Annotated in this window: 1 protein-coding gene; it reads left to right on the forward strand. The window is 50.8% G+C overall.

The window, feature by feature from the left end; translation table 11 throughout:
• Nucleotides 1-153: 153 nt before the first annotated feature.
• A complete protein-coding gene (locus AC2FLO_RS05580) occupies nt 154-1,713 on the forward strand; it encodes a cyclic nucleotide-binding domain-containing protein (RefSeq protein ID WP_496755282.1) in 1,560 nt (519 codons plus the stop codon).
• The last annotated feature ends 302 nt before the right edge of the window (nt 1,714-2,015 follow it).

The raw sequence follows: 2,015 nt of genomic DNA on the forward strand, positions 1-2,015 counted from the left end.
TAATCAATCCAACCAGATGAGCCACATCCTCTCTTAGATCAGAGCGCCATCTGTCCCAAAATCCCTGACGACGGACAGCTATTCGTGTCTCTTCGGTACTCCAATGTCTTCATAATGCCAGGGCTCATCATAGGCGCAGTGGCATTCTTCCATATGGCTCTGTTTCTTAGCGGTACTTCAAGTCAAGAAGCCATTAGCCAAGGCTGGTTGCTGCAACCATTTGGGGACGGCACATTGTGGCAGCCTGTACCTCTTTCCACCTTCCTAGCAGCCGACTGGACATTGTTTGTGACAGAATTCACCGGCCTGGCTACCATCCTTTCGATCGCGCTCATCTCTGTTCTTCTGAATCTTACAGCTCTCGAATCTGCCTTTAACCGCGACATAGACGTCCATCACGAGATGCGCTTGGCCGGGCTCGCAAACCTTCTTGCTGCGCCCGGTGGAAGCCTTGTCGGGTATCATTACGTAAGCCTCTCCACTCTTGGCCGTCGCATGCGTGGAGACAGTCGGCTCGTTGGGGTCGTAGTCGCGGTTTTCTGCCTTCTTACGATGACAGTGGGAGCCGGTGCTCTGTCTGTATTCCCAAAATTTGTGCTTGGCGGCTTGGTAATGTTCATTGGACTGGGCTTCCTTTATGACTGGGTTGTCAAAAGCTGGTCCAACCTACGGCGCGGTGATATTGCGATAATTTTTGCGATCCTTTTTGTCGTAGAGTTTATCGGGTTTCTGGAGGGTGTTGCGATCGGAGTGGCCGCAGCCGTAGCGCTTTTTGTTACTAGCTACAGCAAAATCAATGTTGTTCGTTTGGCGATAACGGGAAGTAATATTTCAAGTAATGTCGATCGCCCGGATGAGCAACGAAAGGCCCTAAGTGTTGAAGGCGAAAAAATACTATATCTAAAGCTTCACGGATTTATTTTCTTTGCATCCTCTATCAAGCTGTATGAGGAAGTGGCTGAGGCCCTCTCTAAGACATTACGAGTACCAGAGTTCATAATATTGGATTTTCAGCAGGTATCAGGTTTGGATACTTCTGCTGTTCACGGCCTTGTTAAGATAAAGAAGAAAGCGCTAGAAGTCGGGACTCAGTTGGCACTGGCTCATGTTTCCGAGGAAATCGACCGACAGTTGCATGAAGAAGAGTTCCTGGATGGAGATGCAGTTATTGAGCCGATCTTTGAAGATGCGGACAGTGCTCTGGAATGGTGTGAAGACTTTCTTCTTAGGACTGCTGGTTTTGACCCAAGCCCAAGGGCACTTCCAATAGGTGGCCGGCTAAATTCAATTTTCCAGACCGAAGCCGAGGCCACGAAGTTCCAAGAATATTTGACAAGAGTTGCGTTTTCGCAGGGCGAGGTAGTTGCGGAGCCCGGCACGGAGCCTCGCAGGTTGTACTTCATCGAGGAGGGCGCAATTTCCGTGTATCTCACCGAGCCAGACGGAGAGAAGCATAGAATACGAAGCGCTGGTTCGGGCTCGATTTTTGGCGTAGCTAGTTTCTTCAGGGAAGGAGATGTGGGCACTCTTGCGACCGGCATAGCGGACACAGACGTATGTGCGCACGTTTTGACAGATGTCTCGTTCGAGCGCATGAAAGCCGAAGAACGTGACTTAGCCTTGAAATTTCAGACGTATGCGCTGGAGTATGTTTCAGAGCGGCTCGCTAACAACTTGCGAACGCTGTCATTGATCCTTCGTCTAGAGGAATAGGCGCCGCCGGTCTGCTGTTGCCCTCGTAATCTCGGAAGGCGACTGAGCGACATAGGTATCCGTCGCGAAAGCTTGTAGGCTGCGGCTGTTGTAATCATCGTCAAAACACCAGTACCATTGATGTATCATACTTGGAGGCGGGCCAATGCACCGTATTGGCGACATTGAGCGGTTCGGCATCTGGGGCGCGACTTTCGCCCTAACGCTTGTTTTCCTGGGGCTCGCGTTTGAGCCTCCCCAACTGAACTGGTCCACCGTTATGTTTAGGAAACGGAGGACCACGAATGGCAAACAAGAGACCG

This window comes from Ruegeria sp. TASC047 (genome assembly GCF_059612445.1).

Coding starts and splice junctions, on each gene's coding strand:
- AC2FLO_RS05580 (WP_496755282.1), top strand. CDS start 154: ATGGCTCTGTTTCTTAGCGGTACTTCAAGTCAAGAAGCCATTAGCCAA.